Origin of the sequence: Microcoleus sp. B4-C1 (assembly GCF_036705285.1) — a bacterium.
Classification (GTDB): domain Bacteria; phylum Cyanobacteriota; class Cyanobacteriia; order Cyanobacteriales; family Microcoleaceae; genus Microcoleus.
Window position 1 is genome coordinate 1 of sequence record NZ_JAUBUC010000113.1, and the last position, 19,193, is coordinate 19,193.

At 47.5% G+C, this 19,193-nt stretch carries 16 protein-coding genes; 5 read left to right on the forward strand and 11 right to left on the reverse strand.

Features of this window, described 5'->3' with window-relative positions; translation table 11 throughout:
- Positions 1 to 141: 141 nt before the first annotated feature.
- The 7 genes from QUB26_RS28135 to rfaE2 form a co-directional block, all read right to left on the reverse strand.
- Positions 142 to 1,746 (reverse strand): ATP-binding protein, encoded by a 1,605-nt coding sequence (locus tag QUB26_RS28135; protein WP_333320623.1) that lies wholly within the window; start codon positions 1,744 to 1,746, stop codon positions 142 to 144.
- Between the two features lie 54 nt (positions 1,747 to 1,800).
- The gene (gene iscB, locus QUB26_RS28140; RefSeq protein ID WP_333246451.1) at positions 1,801 to 3,075 is read right to left on the reverse strand and encodes an RNA-guided endonuclease IscB; all 1,275 of its coding nucleotides are present in this window, start codon (positions 3,073 to 3,075) and stop codon (positions 1,801 to 1,803) included.
- Between the two features lie 216 nt (positions 3,076 to 3,291).
- Positions 3,292 to 4,344 carry an ATP-binding SpoIIE family protein phosphatase gene (locus tag QUB26_RS28145; protein ID WP_333246453.1) on the reverse strand — a complete coding sequence of 351 codons (1,053 nt, stop codon included), beginning with the start codon at positions 4,342 to 4,344 and terminating at the stop codon, positions 3,292 to 3,294.
- 339 nt (positions 4,345 to 4,683) lie between these two features.
- Entirely contained in the window at positions 4,684 to 5,082 is a 399-nt protein-coding gene (locus QUB26_RS28150; RefSeq protein ID WP_333246454.1) for an anti-sigma regulatory factor, read from the reverse strand.
- Between the two features lie 264 nt (positions 5,083 to 5,346).
- On the reverse strand, positions 5,347 to 5,724 hold the full coding sequence (locus tag QUB26_RS28155) for an STAS domain-containing protein (protein ID WP_333320625.1): 378 nt from the start codon (positions 5,722 to 5,724) through the stop codon (positions 5,347 to 5,349).
- A 55-nt stretch (positions 5,725 to 5,779) separates the two neighbouring features.
- A complete protein-coding gene (locus QUB26_RS28160) occupies positions 5,780 to 6,649 on the reverse strand; it encodes an STAS domain-containing protein (RefSeq protein ID WP_333320627.1) in 870 nt (289 codons plus the stop codon).
- 140 nt (positions 6,650 to 6,789) lie between these two features.
- Positions 6,790 to 7,284: a D-glycero-beta-D-manno-heptose 1-phosphate adenylyltransferase gene (gene rfaE2 / locus QUB26_RS28165; RefSeq protein WP_445252214.1), complete on the reverse strand. Its 495-nt coding sequence runs from the start codon at positions 7,282 to 7,284 to the stop codon at positions 6,790 to 6,792.
- A 538-nt stretch (positions 7,285 to 7,822) separates the two neighbouring features.
- Here rfaE2 and QUB26_RS28170 point away from each other — a divergent pair.
- The 3 genes from QUB26_RS28170 to QUB26_RS28180 all read left to right on the forward strand — a co-directional run bounded on the left by QUB26_RS28170 (position 7,823) and on the right by QUB26_RS28180 (position 9,916).
- On the forward strand, positions 7,823 to 8,095 hold the full coding sequence (locus QUB26_RS28170) for a hypothetical protein (RefSeq protein ID WP_333056898.1): 273 nt from the start codon (positions 7,823 to 7,825) through the stop codon (positions 8,093 to 8,095).
- Positions 8,082 to 8,912, forward strand: a complete 831-nt coding sequence (gene hpsJ-B / locus QUB26_RS28175) for a hormogonium polysaccharide biosynthesis protein HpsJ (protein ID WP_333211711.1) — start codon at positions 8,082 to 8,084, stop codon at positions 8,910 to 8,912. Before QUB26_RS28170 ends, hpsJ-B begins: the two co-directional genes overlap by 14 nt.
- A gap of 86 nt (positions 8,913 to 8,998) precedes the next feature.
- Entirely contained in the window at positions 8,999 to 9,916 is a 918-nt protein-coding gene (locus tag QUB26_RS28180) for a glycosyltransferase family 2 protein (RefSeq protein WP_333211713.1), read from the forward strand.
- Positions 9,917 to 10,298: 382 nt separating this feature from the next.
- Here QUB26_RS28180 and glgB read toward each other — a convergent pair whose 3' ends face one another.
- From glgB to QUB26_RS28200, 4 genes are all read right to left on the reverse strand, one after another.
- Positions 10,299 to 12,593 carry a 1,4-alpha-glucan branching enzyme gene (gene glgB / locus QUB26_RS28185; RefSeq protein ID WP_333246461.1) on the reverse strand — a complete coding sequence of 765 codons (2,295 nt, stop codon included), beginning with the start codon at positions 12,591 to 12,593 and terminating at the stop codon, positions 10,299 to 10,301.
- A gap of 233 nt (positions 12,594 to 12,826) precedes the next feature.
- On the reverse strand, positions 12,827 to 14,260 hold the full coding sequence (locus tag QUB26_RS28190) for a transposase (RefSeq protein WP_333246464.1): 1,434 nt from the start codon (positions 14,258 to 14,260) through the stop codon (positions 12,827 to 12,829).
- Positions 14,261 to 15,008: 748 nt separating this feature from the next.
- Positions 15,009 to 15,308, reverse strand: a complete 300-nt coding sequence (locus QUB26_RS28195) for a hypothetical protein (protein ID WP_333302984.1) — start codon at positions 15,306 to 15,308, stop codon at positions 15,009 to 15,011.
- A 352-nt stretch (positions 15,309 to 15,660) separates the two neighbouring features.
- On the reverse strand, positions 15,661 to 15,855 hold the full coding sequence (locus tag QUB26_RS28200) for a serine protease (protein WP_333246468.1): 195 nt from the start codon (positions 15,853 to 15,855) through the stop codon (positions 15,661 to 15,663).
- A gap of 337 nt (positions 15,856 to 16,192) precedes the next feature.
- Between QUB26_RS28200 and QUB26_RS28205 the strand changes: the two genes are divergently transcribed.
- Together QUB26_RS28205 and QUB26_RS28210 are read left to right on the forward strand one after the other, a co-directional pair.
- On the forward strand, positions 16,193 to 16,771 hold the full coding sequence (locus QUB26_RS28205) for a hypothetical protein (protein ID WP_333246470.1): 579 nt from the start codon (positions 16,193 to 16,195) through the stop codon (positions 16,769 to 16,771).
- Between the two features lie 303 nt (positions 16,772 to 17,074).
- Entirely contained in the window at positions 17,075 to 18,979 is a 1,905-nt protein-coding gene (locus tag QUB26_RS28210) for a penicillin-binding protein 2 (protein ID WP_333320629.1), read from the forward strand.
- Positions 18,980 to 19,193 lie beyond the last annotated feature (214 nt).

Genomic DNA, 19,193 nt, shown 5'->3' on the forward strand with positions numbered 1-19,193 from the left:
GTTCGGCAAGTTTCATCGGATACAGGTTTTTTATTTTTCCACGGATGAATCCGGGGGCTTGTATCCTGGATGCTTTCAGTGAGTATCATAATGTCGATAAAAATTGCTTGCGGTTGCTCAAAGAGCAGCCGAACCCAACCTTCAGCGCCGTCGGCGACCTATATCGCAGTACAATGAATTTCTGCCAGCAAGTTTTTCAGCAAATACCGAAAAACTATCTTCATCCTCCCCAATCAAAACTTTTGCTGCTGAATCCGCCGCTGGCGATCGCCCGGAACCCCGCAAGCTACGAGAATTTGCGCTTGCCAGCGGTATTTCATCTCCCTTAGCAGGGGACATTTCCAAAGGGTTTTCTTCCTCCCCAGGATACAGAATTGGCAGTGTGACAAAAAAAGTCGAACCCACTCCGGGTGAACTTGTGATTTCAATACTTCCCCCCAGAAATTCCGCCAGTTTTTTGCACAGAGACAATCCCAATCCCGTGCCTTTGACGCCATTCTGCAAGGGGTTTTCGAGTTGGACAAATTCTTCAAAAATCCGCCTTTGGTCGGCTGGAGGAATTCCTATGCCCGTATCTGCTACTGAAAAAGTAACTGTTCCCTCCTCTCCTATTTCCGCAGCAACTCTAACTTCACCTGCTGCGGTAAATTTGAGGGCATTAGAAATCAGATTTCGCAAAATCTGAGAAACTTTTCCCTCGTCGGTTGTGAGGATTGGAAGTTCGAGAGGATCTTCAAAAATTATAGAAACGGCAGAGTTTTGGGGAAGCAGGGGGCGCATCATTCCTCGCAGGGCGCTGAACAAATCTTCGACTTCAAAATCAGCCAAGCGAACAGTTAGTTTTCCGGCTTCCACTTTGGCTAAATCTAACGAGTCGTTGACAAGTTCTGCGAGAGACTCGGCGGATTTGTAAATGTAATTTACTTGCTTGTCCTGTTCGTCTGAAAGTTCTCCGTCGAGGCGATTTAACAATATTTCCGAAAGGCTCATAATTGCCGTTAGCGGAGTGCGAAACTCGTGGCTCATATTGGAGAGAAAGCTGGTTTTGAGTTCGCTGGCGCGCCGGAGAGATTCGGCTTTGTCGTTCAATTCAGCGTAAAGTGCTAGGACTCCGCGATTGGTATCTTCTAGCTGTTGATTTAATTGTACGAGTTCTTCTTGACGCTGGCGGAGTTCGTCTAAAGTGCGTAGTAATTCTTGATTTTGCTGCTGAATTTCGGCATAGGGATCTTCGGGAATTTGGCGCGCTAGTTTGTCAACTAATTGATTTAGTTCGATCGCACTCAGCGCCGGCATATTTTTGGAAAACTGTTTAATTAATTGTACAGCCGTTCCGCGATCGGGCCGAGAGTCGATTTTCACTTCGTCCATCAACCGTTTCGCTGCTGCTAAACCGAGTCCCGCGCCGGTTTGCGATCGAAAATTGGGGCTTAACACAGCCGCTAAATCAGCAATTCCCGGCCCCGTGTCGGAAATCCGAGTCCGAAAAATTTGGGGCGATTCCCCTTCCACAATGAATTCTACTTTGCCACCGCCTGCATATTTGAAAGCATTGCGGGCAATTTCGGAAACTGCTGTGGCGATGCGGGTTTGTACTTGGGAATCGAATCCCAGCCCTTTAGCAATTTGGCGAGCTCTTTGGCGTACTTGTACGATGTCTTGTTCAAAGCGGACTTCCGTCGTCAGGATTGGATAACTCACGCTGCTTTTCACCAAAACCTCCGAGAAACCTCTGGCTTCAGACATGGGGAGGGATAAGAGTGGTTGTTGAGGGGGTTCGATGCCCCCTCAACAGCCAAATCAATAGCTATAGTTGTAACCATCTTTTTTATGGATTGGTGTGCAGTATTTGTGACTAATGCCCGTAACTCTTCCCGTGACCGTAGCGATATCGAAACTACCAGTTGCCCGACAAAGAACCCGCCCAACGTAAAAGCCGATTTTCTTTCCAGAGGTAACGGTTGCTTTAACGAGCTCGCCTGTTTGAAAACCTTTGTGAATCTGGACTCTTGTACGGTGACGAATTGGAAAACCAAATTTATTAGTACCGCACATTTGGCGAGTCCCATGCCCTGCTGATTTAATCAACAACGGCTGCAAGGTCAAAACTTCTAATGTCGGAGTGTCACCAACACAGGCGGCATCAAGCCAATGGGTTTTGGGAAGCCCTAACCGAGTCCGATTGAACTTTGTTTTGCCTCCAGATCCGGTACTGACAGGTAAACCCGTTGTTCTCAAGGCATTGAATAAAGCCCATCGGGTAGCGTTAACCACTGCTGCATCTTTTAAGGGTACTTTACTCTGTGCCAATACCCTCTTTAAAATGTCAACTTTACCAGAGAGGAAATCTTTAATGTCTTGATTACCTTTCCGCTGATTGCACGGATGGCAAGCCACAGCCAGGTTAGAAACCCTATCAGAGCCACCTTTAGAGCGTGGGTGGATATGCTCGACCTCTAGCTTTGTATCTTTTGCACCACAGTAAACGCACTGACGATTGAACTTATTGAGCAAATACTCTTTGACCTCGTAACCCTGTAGTTCTCCCTGCTGATATTCGACACCACTAATCTCAGGATTCTGCATCAATTGTAAGTCAAATCTGACCAATTCCTGAACCAGTGAACCTACGGGAGCATAGCGAGAAATACGGTTAACCCAGGTCAATATCGTATCTACTCGATGTTGCAAGCTGGGCGCTAACCAACCTTCATGACGAGTGCGATTTAGAAATCGGGCTTTACGATACCGGGTTTTACGGTTACGTCGCGCTCTCCGTAATTGACGGCGTGACAATAAAGCATCTTTGATGGCTGAGCCTCTATGAGTCAACTCTGCTGCCCAAATCAGCTTGTCATTTTTAAGTAAAGCAATGCCCGTTACTTTGCTGCCAGGATCTAATTTTAAAGTTAGAGATTGTGGAGTATCTTGAACTTCCTTTGTGATAATGATGGTGAACGGGTATCGGCGAAAGACAGTAGCCTTTCTTGCTTTAAGTAATGACCGTGCCATCCCTGGCGTACAGGGTGTTAGCGGTTTGCGATGGGTATCTAAAACTAGGATTTGGTTAGACATTATTGCGTCTCTTCTGATTTCTCGTAACGTTAGCTTCGCCAAAGTTTTCAAGGCTTGTTAGGTTAATTGCACTTCCTTAACCCCGCTAAAGATGTTTAACAATCAACGATAGTGGCAACAAACTAGCTACGCATTTGTCGGTATCGTGACCTTGAAAACGTAGACTTGTGGTTAAGTCTTAGGCTGGTCAGGTTCGGGATTGCTTGCTTGGGCTCGTTAGAGCCGAACAGTTTGCAATCCCCTAGCTTTAGCTATGGGGTTCCTGACCTTGGCTACTATAACTGTCATGTCATCGCGAGTGCGTTTGAAGTCCCGGTAGAGCACGGCTGCGATTAAAGCAGGATGTCTGGAGGCTAAGCCCGGGTAGCGGTTTAAATTCCACTGCGCCGCCAAACCGTCGGAGTGCATGATGAGTAGGGACTGCTGCGACCAAGGATAGACAAATTCTGCTACTTTTCGCATCATATGTCCAACTGTGCCGTTGTAGGAAACCATGCTACGGCTTTGGTTATCTGTGACAACTACACCGCTGATGTTGCCAATTCCGGCAAAACAAACTGTTTGTTGGGTACGATCGATTTGGGCGATCGCCGCAGCCGCTCCTCTGGTATTTTTTAAAGCAGCGTGCGCCTTCTCTAAAATTGCTTTTGGGCCGAGTTTGGCGTTTTCTTGAAATACGCGCACTGCTTCCTGAGAGGCTTCCTGGGCCAAATCCCCGTAGCCGAGCCCGTCTGCAACTAAAATCAGGTTTTTGTCAAGGTGATTTTCCGCCGCCCAGGAATCGCCACAAATTTGCTCTCCTACTTTCGGCAAGTGGATGACCCCAAATTCCAAGTAATTGCTGTTTTGGGATGCTTCCCGGCTATTTTGGGTCGGTTCCAGCCGCGCTAATAAGGCTGTCCCCAGTTTGGGTACAGAATGAATATCAAAAAAAGTAGAGAGGCGTTTAATTGCCCCCAGTCCAGTTCCAGGGCTTCCCGCTGTAGAAAAACCGTCCCGCATACACAGCGCGACATTTGCCATTCCGTTGCCCCGGTCTAGCGCTACTATTTCAATGCTATATCCTGCCGCTGTTTTGAATGTTCGCAGCAAAAGTTCTCCTTCGCGGGCGTGCTTGACCAGGTTTTTTGCTGCTTCCGTGGTAACAATTGCCACTTTACCGCGATCGGTCTCGTTAAATTCGACTTCGGCCGCCAGGGCGACTGCGATTCGCCGCGCTTCTCCGACTTGACTTTCTTCTGTTACGGGCAGGGCTACGGCATCTATCATTATTTTGTAGTTCTCATCTTAAGCTGGCGCGCATTTAAAAAGTCATTAGTCATTAGTCATTAGTCATTAGTCATTAGTCATTAGTTCTTAGTTTAGTTAGCCATCGCGCGATCGACCTCAGAAACCGGGTTTCTACTGAGATTTCTCGTTACCCAACCCAAAACTCATAGAAACCCGGTTTCTCATTAGTCATTTGTAGCGCGCGATCGACCTCAGAAACCGGGTTTCTACTGAGATTTCTCGTTACCCAACCCAAAACTCATAGAAACCGGGTTTCTCATTAGTCATTTGTAGCGCGCGCGACCCCACTCTCTCCCAATCTCCCACTCTCCTTACTCCTTACCGCCAGCGGACGATCGCAATTTTAGTCCCCTTACCCGCTTTGGAAACAATCTCAAATTCGTGCATCAACCGCTTGGAACCACTGAGCCCCAAACCCAAACCGTGATTAGAAGTATAACCGTCAGTCATTGCCAATTCGATGTCTGGAATTCCCGGCCCCTTGTCTTCAAATATCAGCTTCAGCCCTTTGCGGTTGCCTAATTGGAGCGTTTCGAGAGTTACAGTTCCCCCTTTGCCGTACTCTACAGTATTGCGGGCGAGTTCGCTGGCTGCGGTAACGATTTTCGTTTGGTCTAATAAACCGAACCCCATTGCTACAGCCCAAGTTCGCACTTGCTGTCGGACGTGGACTATATCGGATGACGATCGGATTTCTAGTGTCTCACGTTTTGACATGGCGGCTACTGTACCAAAATAGAACTTCTCCCCAAAATATAGGACTTACACTCATCAACTTAGTTTCTCTTAATAGGACTTACGCACTTACTACGATTTTCTCTCAAAAGAGAACATAGTGCAGGAATCTCAAACCCTTGATTTAACCCCCTTGAGTGCGTAAGCCCTCTCCTCAGAAATTTTCAGTTTGTCAACAAGGTATCTACAAACAAACAAGGTTTCTTGACTGCCTGTGCCTCAGTTATGGGACAATTAAGCGACTGCTTACGCTTGCTCGTCTACAGCCCAACCCAAGGATTTTCGCAACAAAATCATGCCCTTTTCAACGCTTAAAGCTGTGCGAACTCCTGTCAGGGAAAGCCCCAACTCAACGAGCGTGATCGCAACCGCTGGCTGCATCCCGACCACAACTGTCTCCGCATCTAAAATTCGCGACATACTAGCGATATTGTTGATAATGCGACCGATAAAAGAATCCACAATTTCGAGGGAAGAAATCTCTATTAACACACCTTTGACACCTGTTTTGACGATGCGGTTCGTCAGGTCGTCTTGCAGGGCCATTGCTAAGCGATCGTGCATATCTACTTGAATTGTTACTAGCAAAAATTCTCCCATTTGAAGGATTGGTATTCGTTCCACAAATTCACCTACTTGTTAACATTTACTTGACTTCTCATGTCAGAGCGCAATATTTTTATGTTTCCTCTTTAATATTTTTTATAGTTAAACCTTGGCGCTGCAACGCGACTTTAAAAGCATCTGCTAAAGTCGCTTTTGTGAGAATATCCTGCAAGTCAACTCCCAAGTGAACTATGGTTTGAGCTATTTGCGGGCGAATGCCACTGATGATGCACTCAGTACCCATTAAACGGGCGGCGGCGACAGTTTTTAATAAATGTTGAGCAACTAAAGTGTCAACAGTCGGCACGCCTGTAATGTCTAAAATCGCAAATTCGGAGCCGGTTTCCATGATTTCCTGCAACAGAGTTTCCATGACTATTTGAGTGCGGGCACTGTCGAGAGTCCCGATCATGGGTAAAGCGAGAATGCCTTGCCAAAGTTTGACTACGGGTGTTGACAATTCGAGCATTTCTTGCTGCTGCCGTTCGATGACTTCTTCGCGAGCTTTGAGAAAAATTTCTGTCACCCAAAGGCCAAGCTGGTCTAATAAACTGGTGGAAAGCCAAAGTTGTTCGACAAGTGCGTCGCGGTTTTGTGTGAGTTCATGACAAAGCCGATCGAACAATGGCTTTTTGAAGCATAAAATGAAACTCGCTATCTCTGAGGGAGTAAAGCCTCTCTGAACGCGCGATCGCGAAACTTCTGCTAGCAACACCCGCATATTTTCCCATTCGGGTGTCTGGATGTCGCTAAAGTTACCGTGCCCGACTGCAATGTGGAGCAATTGCAGGAACTCTTGACACTCGGAGCGCAATTCTTTGGCTCTCATCAAGTCGTCCCGCCGCAGCCCGGTATTTTGCAGTTCTTTGAGCCAGTCTGCTAGTAACTCTGCTTTGTGTCTTTGTAGGATTTCCGCGATCGTGTTATTGCTTGTGAGTTCCATTAAAATTATCTCCTGCTTAGCAATTGGGATGAAGTTGTACGAGCGATTCCCTACGGGATAGCTTCGCCGCGCGTACTTTAGTGTTTTTTGATGGAGCAACTTCTGAGTTTAGCTCACTGTTTGCTGTTTGCGATCGAGGGTTAAGTACCTAATTGTAAAATGCGTTTGACGATCGCACTGGTAGAACTCGGAACTTCTATTTCGATCAAGGAAATCTTGCCACCTCCGGCGATAACCGCCGGTGCTTCCGGCAGAGTTTCGACTTGATAGTCGCCTCCTTTAACGTATATATCAGGCTTCAGGATATTTATCAGTTTAGTTGCTGTAATCTCGGAAAAAATTACTACGGCGTCTACTGGTTTGAGAGCGGCTAACACTTCGGCTCGCTGATTTTCCGGTACGATCGGGCGGGGCGGCAATCCCGGCTGCTGCGGTTTGATAGCTTGCACGCTGGCGTCACTATTCAAGCCCACCACGAGCGATCGCCCCAAATTTTTTGCCGCCTGCAAATAGCGGACGTGACCGCAGTGCAGGATATCGAAGCACCCGTTAGTAAACACGATCGGACGCCACTTGTCCGGATCGGATGCGATCGATCTTTCAAGTTCTTTCAACGTATAAACATCAGAAATCATTGCAGTCATTACCACCCAATTTGAACAGCGCTCAAAATTATCCTACCAAAAAATGTGATTCCTTGCACTTTCGTTATTTAAAAATATATCCTTCAATTTTTCCACTAATTAATAGTTGCCTTTGAGCAAACATTAATTAGCAAGTGGTAACTTTTTAGCCAGAAAATATAACTAAAGATTACCGAGGCTCAAGCAGATTTTCAAAATATAATTTATAGGTAAAAAACAGCTAATATTTTATAGGTAACTGCCATATCCTGCTGTTGGTAATTGGAGGTAAAAAAGGTTGGTAAACAATTATTTATTCCCGCCCTCTCTTATATCAATTACTATAAGACAAGGGATGAGAGTTCCACCGCATCGGGCAGGCGATCGGGGAGTGAGAGCCCTAGGGGGTGAAACCCAACGAAACGCGCTCCTCCTGTGTCTATAATTTCTGACACCGCCGCGCGAGCGAAAGCTAGTTAAAAGCACCGAACCCAAGCGTGCAGAGCTCATCTTTACGCTGGATTCGTCAGACTATAGAAGAAGCCAGCAGTTGCTTGCTGCAGTGTCTGGGCGCAATCTTGACCAAGCTTTACAGCCAACCCAGAAGCGCACAGCCTCCTGTGTCCAACTGTATATAGCTGTGCAGAAACTCGACCTTTGGGTCGCAACCGCAGCCTGTGAAAACCCAGAGGAAAGTCGAGTTCGGTATCCGAAGCAGCTATTTTGGTGGAAAATAGCTAAACTCGTTCAACAAAATCCACTCAACTACCCCCTTGAATCTAACGGTGTAGAATTATCTAACACGAATTATGAAAGCAAGTAATAGCCGTCAATTTTCTTCAGTAGCTGCTCGAACTCTCAAAGTAGTCGGGATTATCTTAATTCTGTCTGCTTTGCTTGACTGCATTGTTCTGTCGCTGCCGGGAGAAACTTCAGACCTTCTCAATCGAGGCTGGCAGTTGACTGCTGCAACTCAGATAGTTGACAAGGGCATTATTCCTTTGATCGGTATCGCCCTCCTGATGACTGGCTTTTGGGTGGACAGCAGCAGTGGAGTCTCTATTGAGCGACGCAACGTTTGGCTGGACTTGCGATTCTGGGCGCTGTTGATTTCCAGCTTGTTAGGTCTAGTTTACCTATCTCTGGTTCCCGTTCACCTCAACAATACTCGTTTGGAACTCAAGGATGCTCTGGCTCAAGTCGATCAAGAAGCCGGACAAGCGGAAGGTCAACTTGAGGCACAACTTAAAAGCCCTCAATTTAAAGCTCAGGTAGAACAGCTCAAAAGCCAGCGTCGCAGCCAGATAGGAGCGCTGCTGGAAGACGACGGGAAGCTGCAAGAAGCACTCAAGAGTCCAGAGGTTCCCAAGGAATTGAAAGCTGTGCTTGAGCAGTCGAAAAATGACCCGAAAGCCCTCGACAAGTTCCTGGAACAGCAAGCTCAATCACTTCCCACTCAAGCTCGCAACGAGATTCGCACCCGCAAGCAACAAAAAGAGAAAGAGTTAAGAACTCGATCGAGAAATTCGAGTTTGCAGACGGGAATCAACAGTTTGTTGTTAGCGATCGGCTACATTACTGTTGGTTGGACGGGATTGAGAAGTATGGGAATTCTGCGGTTCGGCCGCCGGAAAAATTGACCAGCGCTGGCAGGGATCGCGCTGGTCGAGACATCCCTGAGAAATAGTTTGTTTACCCAATAGTTTGCCCTTACTGAAAGCTGGGAATGTTCTCAATTTATATTCTGACTTACAACGAAGAGATTGATATCGCCGCTTGCATTGAATCGGCACTGCTTTGTGACGATATCATTGTAGTTGATTCTTTCAGCACCGATCGCACCCTTGAGATTGTTCAGAACTATGCCGTGCAAACAGTGCAGCACCGCTTTGAAACTCACGGACGCCAGCGGACTTGGATGCTCCAAGAAGTCCCGTGCAAGTACGAATGGGTTTACATCCTCGAAGCTGACGAGCGGATGACGCCTGCACTGTTTGCTGAATGCTTAAAGGCGATCGAAACTCAAGAATATATCGGCTATTACGTAGCTGAAAAAGTAATATTTATGGAGCGCTGGATTCGCCGCAGCACTCAATATCCCCGTTATCAAATGCGTCTCTTTCGCAAAGACCGAGTGTGGTTTACGGACTACGGTCACACTGAACGGGAAGTCTGCAACGGGCCTACTCACTTTTTGAAGGAAACTTACCCTCACTATACTTGCAGCAAAGGTCTTTCCCGCTGGATTGAAAAGCACAACCGCTACTCGACTGACGAGGCGGCTGAAACTCTCCGCCAATTAGAAGCGGGTCAAGTAAATTGGTGGGGTTTATTGTTTGGCGCGTCGGAGGTGGAAAGGCGCCGCGCTTTGAAAGATTTTTCTTTGCGCTTGCCTTTGCGGCCTGTGGTGCGGTTTTTCTATATGTATATTTTACTCGGCGGATTTCTTGACGGCCAAGCGGGATTGGCTTGGTGCACGCTGCAAGCTTTTTATGAATATCTAATTTTGCTGAAAGTTTGGGAAATGAAGCATCTACCACTGCCAGCTTTAGAGGTAGCGACAGAACAATCTCTTTCAGAAGTAGTAACAGTTGAGCAGTCAAAAGTTTCTTATAATCTTGGCGCTTCCGATACTCGAAATTAAAACTTGGTAAGAGGTACGCTCGCCTAGCGGTAGTATTTGGAACTTATACCCTCGCGGTTCCCCGCCGATCGGACTCGATGGGTAGCCTAAGTATTTAGAAGAGTTATTATATCCTTTCCCTGTGCATCGAAATTATTCATCTCTCTCTTCTCTTCCTCTGTGATCTCTGCGTACTCTGCGGTTAAATCATTCCGATGCAACCGGAATTAATATTAAACTCCTTAAATCAGAAGAAAGCGAATCCGTTGCAGAACTTCCTTTTTTCGCAACAAAAAAACAGAAAAAACCCGGTTTGTCTAAGAAACCGGGTTTCTAAATACCCTCAAAGTTTTAGGTTTAATAAAGTTTTGATGTTTAACTCAAAACTCTCATGACTCACAACTTAAAACTGTTGAGATTTTGCTGTTGTTTTTGCCCGATCGAGCTTTAAGATCAACACCCCCAAAGGTGGCAAACACAAGTCGATCGAATAAGCACTGTTGTGGAACCACCACTCCTCAGTCCACTTGCCCCCCAAATTCCCCATATTGCTACCGCCGTATTCCCGCGCGTCGCTGTTAAACAACTCCGTATAGAAACCAGGTTCCGGCACTCCTACGCGATAGTGAGAGTGGGGCTGGGGCGTAAAATTGCACACCGTCACCACAAACTCGTCGCCATCCTTCTCTCGGCGCACAAATGCCACGACACTGTGTCGATTGTCGCTGCAATCAATCCACTCAAACCCATCCTCAGCAAAATCTTGACTGTAAAGTGCCGTTTCGCTGCGGTACAAATTGTTCAAATCTTTAAAAAACAGCTTCAACTTTTGATGAGGCTCGAATTGCAGCAACTGCCACTGCAAATCCCCCCAAACGTTCCACTCGTGCCACTGGCCGAACTCCATCCCCATAAAAATCGTTTTCTTTCCGGGATGAGTAAACATAAAAGTAAACAAACACCGCACGTTTGCAAACTTTTGCCATTCGTCTCCTGGCATTTTCCCGATGATGTGGGCTTTGCCGTGCACTACTTCATCGTGGGACAAAGCCAGCATGAAATTCTCGCTGTGGTTGTACCACATACTGAAAGTTATGTTGTTCTGGTGGAACTGGCGGAACCACGGGTCCATGTGGTAATAGTCGAGCATATCGTGCATCCAACCCATGTTCCACTTCAGGTTGAAACCCAAACCGCCTACATAGGTCGGCCAAGATACCATCGGCCAAGAGGTAGATTCTTCGGCGATCGACAGCGCACCTGGGAAATAGCTAAAAATGACGTGATTCGCCTGACGCAGAAAATCTGCAGCCTCGATATTTTCCCGGCCCCCGTACTGGTTGGTCAGCCATTCTCCCGGTTCGCGGCAGTAATCCAAATAAAGCATCGAGGCTACGGCATCTACGCGAATCCCGTCGATGTGGTACTTGTCAAACCAGAACAGAGCGTTTGATACTAGGAAATTCCGCACTTCGTTGCGGCCGTAGTTAAATACTAGGGTTCCCCACTCTTTGTGTTCGCCCTTGCGGGAGTCGGCGTGTTCGTACAAGTGAGTTCCATCAAAGAAAGCCAAGCCGTGGCCGTCTTTGGGGAAATGTCCCGGTACCCAGTCCACCAGTACGCCAATGCCGTTGGCGTGGCACTGGTCAACAAAATACATGAAATCTTCAGGTGTGCCGTAGCGGGAAGTTGGGGCGAAATAGCCGGTGACTTGATAGCCCCAAGAACCGTCGAAAGGATGTTCGGCGATGGGCAGCATTTCGATGTGAGTGAATCCCAAATCTTTGACGTAGGGTATCAGCCGATCGGCTAATTCCCGGTAAGTCAGAAAGCGCGCCCCGGGATTGAGTTCCGAAACCTGCACGGGGGGTTCTACTTCCCCATTTGGTAGCAGGGCGGGTTCGTCAGTAGCGGCGTGCAGCCAAGAACCGATGTGGCATTCGTAAACCGAAATCGGCTGCGTCAGTGGGTCTGTGTGCCGCCGCTTTTCGATCCAAGCGCTGTCGTGCCAAGTGTAGGTGTCTAAGTCGGTGACAATTGATGCTGTTTTCGGCCGCACTTCTTGCTGGAAACCGTAAGGATCGGACTTTTCGTAGGGATGTCCGTCTTGGTTTTTCACTTCGTATTTGTAGGAAGTTCCTACAGATAGTCCCGGAATAAATAATTCCCAGATGCCGTTTTGCGATTTCCGCATTTGATGTTTGCGGCCGTCCCAATAGTTGAAATCTCCTAAAACAGAGACGTTGCGGGCATTCGGAGCCCAAACGGCAAAATATACTCCTGTGATGCCGCCTACTTCGGTGAGGTGCGCCCCGAGTTTTTCATAAATGCGGTGGTGATTGCCTTCTGAGAATAGGTGCTGGTCGAATTCTGTGAGTTTGGGCGATCGAAAGGCGTAGGGATCGTAGATGAAGCGCTCGTGTTCCCCTTCTTTGACCCGCAATTGATAGTTTGCTAGTTCTGGGGTGTCGATCGTACATTCAAAAAAGTGAGGGTGATGCTCTGATTTCATCGGGTATTCGGCCCTGGCCTCCGGCAAAACTACGGATACCGCATCCGCATTCGGCAGATAAGCTCGGACGACCCAGACTTTTTTGCCATTTTCTTCGATCGCATGAGGGCCTAGCACTTCAAATGGATCGTGGTGCTGATTCCAAACAATGCGGTCAATCTGTTCAAAGGGGACGGTCGCGGGCATAAAACTACTTACCTCAATCTTTTAACTAAATGGCTTTCAAAACCTAGAGCGACGCTGCACTTTACATTTCGATACATTTTTAATCGCTGATCCTACCACTGATTAGCACGATCTTGACTGCTGCAGATCCAGCGCGCGTCCTTGCACACACAGCAGGCTGTTGCCTTGCCGACGGCCGAGCTGGGGTTTTACTGCTAACATCTAAGTATAGAAATAGTGAACGAACCTGACGGTCAACTGAGTACAGTTAGACCGCAGGCTTCTTTTTCCTTTTTTTCAAAGGCTTTTTTGAGTGACGGAGTTCCCCCGCCACTTTCGTAACTTAGACCAATTCTCTTTATAAGCTTAGCTGAGTTTTTATCTCGATCCAAAGATTCTCCGCATTGACAAGAATGCCAGCGCTCCGACAATTCTTTCGGTACTTTGTTGAGGCAATTCCAGCAATGTTGAGAAGTTCCTCTTGGAGAGACAAACAAAATGCTTTTACCCAATTTCCAGGCGACATATTTTAGGACGCTGGCGAATTGCCCATGAGCAGCATCAAGCATGGATTTATTCAAGCCACTTTTAGCTGACTGACCGTTCGGCAAATAAACCAAATTACCATTTTCAACATCTGTCTTGGGCTGGGCAAGTCTAGTTAAATTTTTGACACTCAAGTCTTCAACAACTAAAACCTCACATTTACCGAATAGCTCATGTGCAGTTTTAAACTGAAAATCTAATCGGGATCTAGCTACAAACTGATGGAGTTTGGAAATCTTGTCCTTGATAATCTTCCCAGGCTTAGAACCCTTGACTCTATTAGCTAACTTCGCTTGAAGTTTTGCCAATTTCTGGGCCGACTTCCTCAAAAACCTAGGATTCTCAACTCTCTCGCCATTGGAAAGATAGACGTAATTAGTGATTCCCAGATCGATGCCAACAGTATTTTCGACCGTCGGTTGAATTTCTGCAACCGTTACGGGAACTGTTTTATCTTCTAGCGTCAGGGAGATATACCACCCATCAGCTTCTCTGATAACTGTTCCCGTCTTAACTGTGAACCTTGTTGGTATTGGACGGTGGAAAACCATAGGTACTTGACCTATTTTTGCGAGGTCAATACAAATCCTATTTTGCTCGTCCTTGACAATATCAAGATTGTCTAGTTGAGGATAAGTGAAAGATTTGTAGTAATGAAGCCCTTTGAATCTGGGCTTGCCTCTACGATTGCCATTTGTGTCCGGCGTGGTGAAATTTGAAAAGGAAGTTTCCACCCTGTTGACGACATCTTGCAAGACCTGCGAATCTAACACTTTATAATCAGGGAATAACTTTTTTGTGTTTTTCAGGTCAGCCAGTTGTATGGTTTGCCACTGTACATATCCGCCTTCAATGTTCGAGAAAACGTCACCTTTCCTGGTCAAAGGATTGCCTGACTCATCCTTTTTTCTACCATCCCTAGTTTGCACTCTCGTCAAAGGAATATTTTGATAAATTTCCTCAATCGGGACTATCGAAACAATCAAGGGACAGGCGTTGACGGGTGTTCTCGTGGCTGACCACCACCTAAATCTATCGCCAAGTCGGTAGTTGTACTGCCGACGACAGAGCTCTAGGTGAGCCACCATCGTTGTTAGTTGGGCTTTTGTGGGTTTGAGGCGGTATTTGTAAGTGAGTTGCATTTTTTAACTTTCTTTTTTCGACCTTTGCATAGTATAGTTTGTGTATGTCCAAAATGCCACACCAAAGATTACCATTTCAACACTTAGGAAGTACATCGAAAATCAAGATACTTCCGAAGATTAATTCATAGTGGCTAAGTCTAATTGTCGGTTTCCGTCCCTCCACCCGACGCTTCTTTCCATCACGCGGGCGTAATTCCCAACGGGGTACTTCGCGCAGCGCTCAGATGTGTCCCCTCTAAATATACCGAGGGACTTCCCGGCTGGTAGTTCAAACAAATTGAAAAATTTATATTTTTTCCCAAATATCCTTGACTTATTTTTTTATATGTGATAGAGAGTTTTTTTAAACTCTTGTCGATTGGCGACTCCCGGAGGGTCAACCCTGTAAGTGTTGGGGAGCAGTTAATAGTTTACCTGGAATTTTCAGGCAGGGAGCATCGCCCGATCGGTAGACTTTCACATCTCGGAGGCTGGGTTGGCCCACAAATCCCGTGAATTTGGGCAATACGCTCAAACAGCGAAGGATGCTTAACTCGGTATTGAGGAATCAAAGCTAAAGGACTCAGTATGGCGACAGCAGCAAGCAATATCTGCCATGCTCAAGGCATCGCCTACCAAACTAGCACCATGCTACGATCGACGGTGCAATAGGTTTAAAGCAGCACTGAGGCGCAACTGGAGCGAGTTTTGCCGAGGCAGGGTTAATACCGAACTGGTGCGGCACCACTTGAATCACTAAACGGGCTCAAAACAGACGGCTCGATGTGCTTGCCCGCACCGGGGCAATACTCGTATTCAACAAATCGAGTAGCAATGCCGATGCTGTCATCGAGCGAGTTTTCGAGCATCCAAGTTTGTGCTTGCTTTCGTCTCGTCTGCGGGTAACAGCGGCGGGGAAGGAAAGCGAGACTCGATCGACAGTGCAAAATTTGCGTCGAGTCTGCGAGCTCCTCCGATTGATATTCAGTTGAGGCAGCAGCACTGGCAATGTCCTCAAACATCCTGTCACAGGCTTGAGTTTCAAAACGTGCAGGCCGGGAGTCATTCGATTTTAGATTTTAGATTTTAGATTTGAGATTGACACCACGGATAAATCCGGGGGCTTGAGGATGCAAGGATTTTGGATTTGGGATTGATTCCACGGATAAATCACGTGGCGGGTACCACCTTTGAAATTCGCTTGTCAAATTTTATACTTGAAAAAGAATGTTTTTGTAACGCAGCGAATCAGCGGACTTTGCTGCGGTAACGGGACGTACTGAACTTTAGTAAAAGCAGCAGAGAATCACTAACACCCAACTTGAGACCTAGACCTATGAGATGAAAAAATGCGAGGAGCGAACCATTTTTCACCCCCAGGCTAGGCTCGTTGGGCACCAACTCCGGGATAGCCCTAGTTAGGGCTTTTTAGGAGCAGGGGCAGGGCTAGTAGTTGGAGTGGTTTTTGGAGATGGAGAAGAAACAGGAGGATTAGTAGTGCCAGCGCCCGGAGAGGGGCTAGGGGAGCTGGGGGTGGTGGTATCTCCTCCGCAGGCGCCGAGGGCTACTGCCAAGCCCACTACCAAAGTCAAACGAATTAATCCCTTGTTCATAAAAACTCCTTAACATTGAAAACCCATCGCAAGGAAGGGAATAGTGTACTTGAGAAACAATGCTGGCACGAATAGCTCAACGATTCGCTCGTTGATTACAATACTGCATTTATTAATAAATTTCACATAGATTATCGCTAACCAGCAAAGATTTCTTTTTTTTGGCAAATCCTGAAGTCAAAGAGACCAGTGGTAGGATGGGTTGGTTGGCTTGTAAGGTATCCTTGGTAAGGATAACCGATCGAACGCAGATGGCCACCACTGGCGATCTGGGAGACAAAAAACTCTTAACCTCAATCAAGCTGAAGCTACCCCACTTTACGTATTGGTGAACTCTATGACCGCTGCTATCAGATCCCCGGATTCTCCGCGCTCCCGATCGACCCGCAAGCCCGCTGCTGGGCCGGCCAAAAGCAAAGTTACTTCTATTGCCAAAGCTAGGCGGGCGAAGACAGGGCCGGTATTGCCCAACTACTCGCCAGCAAACGACGAACAGGCTCAGGTTCGGCAGTCCGCATCGGTGCTGAAAGTCTTGCCCAATCGCCAGCAGCAGCCAGTGTGGTTGCGATCGCTCCTGCGGGCACAGCGCGCCTCCTCAGTGGTAGCAGTTATGCTTTTGGGCGGTGCTCTGAGTCTCTACGGCTTGACAGTTTACGGCGAGCAGCGCTGGAGTCAGGAGTATCAAAAACTGGAAACTCTGCGCCTCCGGGAACAACAATTGAGTGCTTCTAGTGAAGTCTTGAAACACCAACTTGCTAAAGAAGCCCAAAATTCCGAAACCGGTTTGGTTCCACAGAATCCTGGGGACACGATTTTCTTGCAGCCGGCCCCTGAAACTCGATCGCCCGTTGCGGCACCAAATTCTGAGCCCGCTCTCCAGAATCGAGCCGGTGTGGAAACACCGCTGGGCTATTAAACCTGTGTCAAAGCGGAGAGCGCCCTCCGGGCATGAGTGTCCGAGGGCCTGAGAATTTGAGGATCTAATTTCCTTTTTGACTTGGAATGCAAGTCGCGATCGATTTTCAGCTTCCCACCGGAAGTTACAGATTAAAAATAATTAAGACCACTTCAAAAAACAGAATGCAACTTTAGGTGTGATCCAAACCCTGATAGGGACTGCTCATTTCCAAGTCGTGAATTTTCTCTTTTAAGATTTAAGATTTAAGTTATAAATTATCAATTCTACAACGCTCTAACTTGCTATTGAAATTTTAATGCCATGAGCTACGACCCCCGTTTTGACCGCTACAGATCGCCGAATTTCAAACGCACAAAACAGGCGGGCGATCGCACTGGGTGGGAAAAACCAGCCAAACCTAGATATTCCGGCAGTTTCGGCCGGTCGTCACAACAGACGGCTGCATCTTGGGGGCGACCGGTGGAGCGTTTAAAGCGCAGCAAGTTCCGTTTGTGGGCGGTGTGGGCGGTGTTGATGCTGGGGGGGCTGGGGCTGGCTGTGAATTTGTTTTATTTGCAGGTGACGCGAGCTCCGGCGCTGCGTAAACAGGCAGAGCAGCAGCAAACTCTCAAAACGAAGCCGTTTGTACCGAGACGCCCGATAATTGACCGCGCAGGGAATGTTTTGGCGATCGACAGACAGGTGTACACGCTCTACGCTCACCCAAAGTTGTTTAACCACTCGAAGGCGGAAATTGCTGCTAAGTTGGCTCCGATGCTGGCGATCGAACTGACTCCGGGCACTACGTCGGAAACTGAATTGATACGCAGGTTTAATCTTGCTGAAAGCGGTATTACAATTGCGGACTCTCTGCCTCAAGAGGTTGCCGATCGCGTCGCTGGGATGCAAATTAAAGAGAGTCTGGTCGATGGCTTGGAGTTGCTGCGTCAGCAGCAGCGTTTTTACCCACAGCAGGAGTTGGCGGCGGATATCCTCGGTTATGTGGATGGGGAACGGAAGGGACAAGCTGGGGTGGAATACAGCCAGCAGAATTTGTTGGAACGATCGATGCCGTCGATTCAGTTTAGCAGGTCGAGCAATGGGAATTGGGTTCCCGATCGGCTGACGGCGGGATTTGTGCAGCTTGATGACTTGAAATTGCAATTGACGATCGACAGTCGCTTGCAGCGGGCGGCCCGCAGTGCCCTCAAGGAAAAAATGAAGCAACACGATGCGAAGCGGGGCACAGTGATTGTGATGGATGCCAGTAACGGGGAATTGCTGTCAGTTGTGGCGGAACCTTCTTATGACCCGAATCAATATTTTAATTTCGATTTGTCGCGCTATAAAAATTGGGCTGTAACTGATGTTTATGAGCCTGGTTCGACTTTTAAAGCGATTAATGTGGCGATCGCTCTGGAAGCGGGTGCGGTGAAACCTAATACCGTGTTTAACGATGAAGGTCGGATTTACATGAATCCTTGGACTATCCAAAATTCCGATTACCAAAGAGCAGGCGCGCGCGGCCCTTCGACTGTTACTGAGATTTTGAAACATTCTAGTAATGTGGGGATGGTGCACATGATGAGAACCATGAAACCTTCTCTTTACTATCAAGCTTTAGAAAAACTTGGACTCGGACAAACTGCGGGAACTGATTTGCCTTTTGAAGTAAGCAGTCAACTTAAAAATCGAGAGCAATTTATTAACTCTCCTGTGGAAGTTGCTACTACGGCTTTTGGGCAAGGTTTTTCGATTACTCCGATGCAGTTGGTGCAGCTTAACGGCGCTTTGGCTAATGGTGGCAAGTTGGTGACTCCTCACGTTGTGCGGGGACTTTTTGATAGGGAAGGTGAAGCTTATTGGAAGCTTCCGAGGCCGGTTCCAAAGCAGGTTTTTTCGCCGGAAACTACTAAGCAGGTGTTAGAAATGATGGAAACTGTGGTTGATGGCGGTACGGGGAAAGCTGCACAAATTCCTGGGTATCGGATTGCTGGAAAAACGGGCACGGCTCAAAAAGCTAATGCTGGTGGGGGTTATTCTGACAAGGCGATTATTACTAGCTTTGTGGGGATCATGCCTGTGGAGGCTCCTCGGTATGTGGTTTTGGCGGTGATTGATGAGCCGAAGGAGGGTTCTTCGGGGGGTACGGTGGCGGCGCCGATTGTGGAGTCGGTGATGGAGGCGCTGATTTCTATTGAGAAAATTGCGCCGAGTAAGAAGTAGTTGATTATACAGCATATTCGGTGGTTGATGAAGTAAAGTAGCCGCTATATTTATGTTGTGTGATTTTAATATGTAGGGTGCGGATCTGCGACCTTTTAAATAGAACTTGCAGATTGACGGGTGGCGACGCACCTTACTTAGGAATGAGAATTAAATAACTCCCACTCTTGAAAGTGGGATGGGCGTCCCGCCCGTCCAAAAAGGACGGGCGGGA

Excerpts from the sequence above, each read along its gene's own strand:
- QUB26_RS28135 (WP_333320623.1), bottom strand. The coding sequence starts at position 1,746 with ATGTCTGAAGCCAGAGGTTTCTCGGAGGTTTTGGTGAAAAGCAGCGTG.
- iscB (WP_333246451.1), bottom strand. The coding sequence starts at position 3,075 with ATGTCTAACCAAATCCTAGTTTTAGATACCCATCGCAAACCGCTAACA.
- QUB26_RS28145 (WP_333246453.1), bottom strand. The coding sequence starts at position 4,344 with ATGATAGATGCCGTAGCCCTGCCCGTAACAGAAGAAAGTCAAGTCGGA.
- QUB26_RS28150 (WP_333246454.1), bottom strand. The coding sequence starts at position 5,082 with ATGTCAAAACGTGAGACACTAGAAATCCGATCGTCATCCGATATAGTC.
- QUB26_RS28160 (WP_333320627.1), bottom strand. The coding sequence starts at position 6,649 with ATGGAACTCACAAGCAATAACACGATCGCGGAAATCCTACAAAGACAC.
- rfaE2 (WP_445252214.1), bottom strand. The coding sequence starts at position 7,284 with ATGATTTCTGATGTTTATACGTTGAAAGAACTTGAAAGATCGATCGCA.
- hpsJ-B (WP_333211711.1), top strand. The coding sequence starts at position 8,082 with ATGAAAGCAAGTAATAGCCGTCAATTTTCTTCAGTAGCTGCTCGAACT.
- QUB26_RS28180 (WP_333211713.1), top strand. The coding sequence starts at position 8,999 with ATGTTCTCAATTTATATTCTGACTTACAACGAAGAGATTGATATCGCC.
- glgB (WP_333246461.1), bottom strand. The coding sequence starts at position 12,593 with ATGCCCGCGACCGTCCCCTTTGAACAGATTGACCGCATTGTTTGGAAT.
- QUB26_RS28190 (WP_333246464.1), bottom strand. The coding sequence starts at position 14,260 with ATGCAACTCACTTACAAATACCGCCTCAAACCCACAAAAGCCCAACTA.
- QUB26_RS28195 (WP_333302984.1), bottom strand. The coding sequence starts at position 15,308 with ATGACTCCCGGCCTGCACGTTTTGAAACTCAAGCCTGTGACAGGATGT.
- QUB26_RS28200 (WP_333246468.1), bottom strand. The coding sequence starts at position 15,855 with ATGAACAAGGGATTAATTCGTTTGACTTTGGTAGTGGGCTTGGCAGTA.
- QUB26_RS28205 (WP_333246470.1), top strand. The coding sequence starts at position 16,193 with ATGACCGCTGCTATCAGATCCCCGGATTCTCCGCGCTCCCGATCGACC.
- QUB26_RS28210 (WP_333320629.1), top strand. The coding sequence starts at position 17,075 with ATGAGCTACGACCCCCGTTTTGACCGCTACAGATCGCCGAATTTCAAA.